Source organism: Bacillus sp. AFS018417 (assembly GCF_002560985.1).
Classification (GTDB): domain Bacteria; phylum Bacillota; class Bacilli; order Bacillales; family Bacillaceae_G; genus Bacillus_A; species Bacillus_A rhizoplanae.
Genome location: NZ_NTTM01000067.1, coordinates 1 through 4,578, shown reverse-complemented (window position 1 = coordinate 4,578; position 4,578 = coordinate 1). Strand labels below are relative to the sequence as shown.

1 protein-coding gene and 2 pseudogenes are annotated in these 4,578 nt (G+C 35.7%); all 3 read left to right on the top strand.

Annotated elements, in window-relative coordinates; genetic code table 11:
* Positions 1 to 939 precede the first annotated feature (939 nt).
* Positions 940 to 1,911, top strand: a pseudogene (locus tag CN326_RS21595) (PhoX family protein).
* Positions 1,905 to 2,177, top strand: a pseudogene (locus CN326_RS21590) (twin-arginine translocase subunit TatC); the annotation flags it as partial. The pseudogenes CN326_RS21595 and CN326_RS21590, both read left to right, overlap by 7 nt.
* A 51-nt stretch (positions 2,178 to 2,228) precedes the next feature.
* Entirely contained in the window at positions 2,229 to 4,436 is a 2,208-nt protein-coding gene (locus tag CN326_RS21585) for an outer membrane protein assembly factor BamB family protein (RefSeq protein ID WP_098311029.1), read from the top strand.
* Positions 4,437 to 4,578: the final 142 nt, after the last annotated feature.

Below are 4,578 nucleotides of genomic sequence, written 5' to 3'. Positions count from 1 at the left end.
TCAAGAATATCCTGGTTTTTATATTACTTAATAAAATTTTTGGTTAATACAATTTTCTTATGCAACTAAACTGCCCCGTTAGTTTAAGTGAGAAACTCCACAATCTTACTCTATATTTTAACAGAAATATCCAATTTTATTGAAAACGTTCCTCAACAATCTGGCCCGATTGTTGAATAGAATGACTCGCATTCTTTAAACAACTTTATTATTCGTGAACAACAAGAGCATCTGTATTTACTACTACAAGCAAATACATTGTAGTAGTAAATGAGGTCATTTGTAGTACAACAAAAGGATAGAACAAGCAGAATTCCTCTGTTTGTATCTATCCTCTTCTTTTTGTCTATATAATGTTGCACATTATATAATTATTCTTGGTATACCTATACCAAACACCTATCTCTTGATTCTAAATAAAATAATTTAAACAGGATTTTTCCTTTTATGCTCTTGTCGTTGTTGCAAAACTTCAATATGTTCCTCCATTAAAGGGCGCGATTGTGCAATAACACTTAGATTTAAACGACTTTATTGTTGTATTTTTAAGTGCAGTGAAGTATTTCACATCAAAAATTAAACAACTTTATTTTAACCCCGTCTTAAAATCAGAATGGGGTTATATGTGTTTTAGGTTTTAAAATTAAATAACTTTATTGTCATTTTACATAATCCGCCCTTACGTTGAGTACATGTATTCAACGTAAGGGCCCTTTTAAATTCGTTTTTTAATTTTCTTAATTAAGATAATACGCGTATCTCGGCTGAACCATTTATTCCCCCTTTCGAGGGGATGGGCGAAAACACCCTACTTGCTCTTTAGGTTCATTCTATGAATTTATCCCTAAATCACAAAATTAGAAATCTTTACATTTCTTTAACCGTGGCTTAACTTTTTTTCTCTATCATTAGACATGCATAAACTAATAACATAAAGAGGTGCTACTATATGTCTCCAGAAAAAAATTCTTAACGTACTTAGGAACTGGTACCGTTGCACTAGCAATAGCAAGTACAGAAATTGATGGATTAGTAAAAGCAGCCGAAGCAACAGCTCCTTTTCACTATCCAGAATATAAAAGGCCAAAAAGAGGTCCTTTAAAATTCCAGCCAATCGAACCAACAAAAAAGGATGATATTGTTCTACCAAAGGGCTATAAATATGATGTCATTGCTGCATATGGGGACACGATTAATCAAAAAGGAGATACTTTCGGATACAATAATGACTTTACTCTTTACTTTCCATTTAAAGATGAAAAGAACAGAGGATTGTTATGGGTAAACCATGAATATATCTCAGATTTGTGTGTTTTCGGTCAAACAATTAAGGGCGGATACAACTCCGAACAGATAAAAACTCCGCTATATAATCAAGGTGGTTCGATTATCGAAGTATATAAAGACAAAAATGGGTGAAAAATGGATACAACATCTAAATTTGCTCGTCGCGTCTCAGGACTTACCCCTTTCGCATTAACGGGACCGGCAAAAGGATCAAAAGCTGTTAACGGAACAAAAATAGTTCAAGGTACTTTTGCCAACTGCTCTGGCGGAAGAACACTTTGGAACACAGTGTTATCCTGTGAAGAAAACTATGAATCTACTTCAAAATCGGCAAACTTAGACGAAACACACTTTGGATGGGTAATCGAAGTGGATCCATTTAATCCTGCCTTTCAAGTTCGCAAACACACAGCTTTAGGCCGCTTTAATCATGAAAATACTTGCATGGATCTTTCTAAAGATAATCGAGTCGTTGTATACATGGGCGATGACAAGAAAGATGCCTTTGTATATAAATTTATAAGTAAAAACAAGTATAACCAAAAAGCTACTAAAGGTAATGCTGAGCTTCTTGAAAAATTCCAAACGCAGGCAGATGTTGTCGTAAATTTCCATGAAGCTTGACCGTTCCTTTTGGAATATTGTTTGAACTGCCTGTTGTCATTCTATTTTTAACAGCTATAGGAATAATAAATCCTCAGATGTTAAAGAAATCCAGAAAAATTGCTTATTTTGTGATTCTCATAACGTCTGTGCTAATTACTCCCCCAGATTTTATATCAGACATACTCGTATTAGTTCCGCTGATATTAATCTATGAAATTAGCATTACTTTATCCGCCTTTATCTATCGTAAGAAATTGCAGAAGACGGAAATTTTTTCTTCATGAACAGAGCAAGTCTATTTATAAACCATATTTGATAAGAAGGATGATATAAAAATGAACGTATCACCAATGAGTCGAAAAAGTTTTTTAAAAATGTCAGGTAGCGTAGCTGGCTTATTCTTCCTAAGTCAATTTCCGATAAAAGTCGACGCGTCTTCTTGGGAAAATGAAGATTTCTCATTTGCAGTGATTGCGGATACTCATATTGATCCTTACTCACCACACAGAAGTGAGTATGTTAAAAAGATTTTTTCTAGCTTTCAATCCAAAGATATTCCTTCCTTCGTTCTTCATTTAGGCGATTTAATAGAGGCTGGTCTCCCAGAAGAATATCAAGAATTTCATCGTTTAATTCCTGAGAATTATCGAAATCGATTATATGCCATTAGGGGAAATCATGAAGTAAGATGGGACGAATGGGCTGGAGAACTTTTTCATGACGTGGTCGGTAAATCACAATATTCCTTTGATTTCGGCGGAATTCATTTTATTGCTTTAGATCCTACCCAGCTTCTTCAGGAACCAGGATTTTTTACGAAAGACCAGCTAAATTGGCTTGAGAAAGACCTAAAGTCTATCGGACAAAAAAAACCAGTCGTACTGTACTTGCATTATCCAATTGGAGATAACAATTATTTTATATCCAATGAAGAAGCTCTTTTTGAAATGATTGAGTCCTATAACGTTCGGTTGATTTTAAGCGGCCATGTTCACAAAGAACAAATGTGGATGCAAAATGGCTGTCATATTTTTAGTCTTCCTGCTGCAAAGGATGCACCTGTGTTTTTCTGGATAGAAAAAAAGACCATTGATAAACAGCCTTTATTATCAGTTCACCATGCAGGCATTAATGAAGAGGGTATTCAAAGTCGAACGGTTCTGACCGAGATTCCTCTTACAGGAGCAAGACCTGCAGAACATGAAAAGCCAAAGACTATATTATTTCAACAAAAGCATAAATCTTCAGAAGGTGAATTAAAGGTTATATTGGATCCTCGTACAAAAGCAAAAGAGGTTCTTTATCAATTCTGGCCTGACCATAAATATGCCGGAGAGGATGATGGTAACTGGGAAAGCCTAAATCAAGTAAGCAATTCCTCACTTCGCTTTGAAAAAATCATAGACTTGCATTCAATGCCGATAGGAAAATACCGATTACAGATCAGAGTTAAAAATGAACGGGCCGAATGGTGGGATTCTTCGAAGACTATACAAATAGAAGATCCTCAAGGTACATCGAGATTAGAATGGCAAGAAGATCTGCTAGCACCAATCCAAGCTGATTTAACAAGTATATCTTCTTCAAATCTAGTTATAGCAACAACAATAGCTGGAAGCGTTACAGCTATCTATCAGAATAAAGGGAAAGAAAAATGGTCGAGAAAACTAAAGGAACCGATTTATTCACAGCCAGCATTAAATAATGAGGAAACCGATATCTACGTTGGTACATCAGATCGCATGGTTTATTGTATTCGTACCAGTAATGGTGAAACAGTATGGAAAAGTAAAACGCCAAGTCCCGTTCTAGGCAACATTTATTATGATAATGGGGAACTAATCATTCCATCGGGACATCATATCGTTTTAATGGATGCACAAACTGGAAAAATAAAATGGTCAACAGAAGTTAGCGGTTTTACTGCTGGGATGCCAACCGCCGATGATAAAGCCATTTATTTGGGAGCAGGAGACGGCAAGGCCTATGCATTGGATAGAATCAATGGACAAGTAATATGGGAATCTACCATTCTGATAAGAGAAACACCCTATAAAACGTTAATTTATAGTCCATGGGCAACAAAAGTAACAATTGTTCCATCCAAGGAAGGGACAAAAGATCTTGTTTATGTTTCGAATGTTTCGAACACATATGCTCTTAATCGCCATACTGGAAATATCGAGTGGACATTTAAGGGTGGTTTTCTCTATTCCGCGCCACTCATCTTAATGGAAAACACTATGGCTGTTTTAGCAGATGAATGGGGAAAAGTTAGTGCTATTAATCCTTATTCGGGTAAACTGCTTTGGCAAACAACAACAAAACAACGCGTATTTAATGCTTCACCAGTTAAAGCTGAAGGAGAAAAAGTCTATATTTCTGGTGTAAATGGCTTACTTACGGGGCTAGATTTGAAGAATGGAAGTATCATTGATGAGTATCATTTTTCTACGGACTATGTTTACTCTACACCAATTGTTCAAAACGCACAAATCATCCAAGCTGGACAAGATGGGATTGTGCAAGCAATAAGGATATAAGTTACATAATTTGGTTTTGGTGCAAAAAAAGAATAAAATGCATATATTCCTAACGGAATCGTATCTTATGCTGCAAGTCCAAACAATTGATGGATGAATTCTTTCTGATTTTGGACAGACTGGTTGGACTTATCCCCGTCAA

Bases quoted from the DNA above. Each gene is read 5' to 3' on its own strand.
- CN326_RS21585 (WP_098311029.1), top strand. From the start codon at position 2,229: ATGAACGTATCACCAATGAGTCGAAAAAGTTTTTTAAAAATGTCAGGT.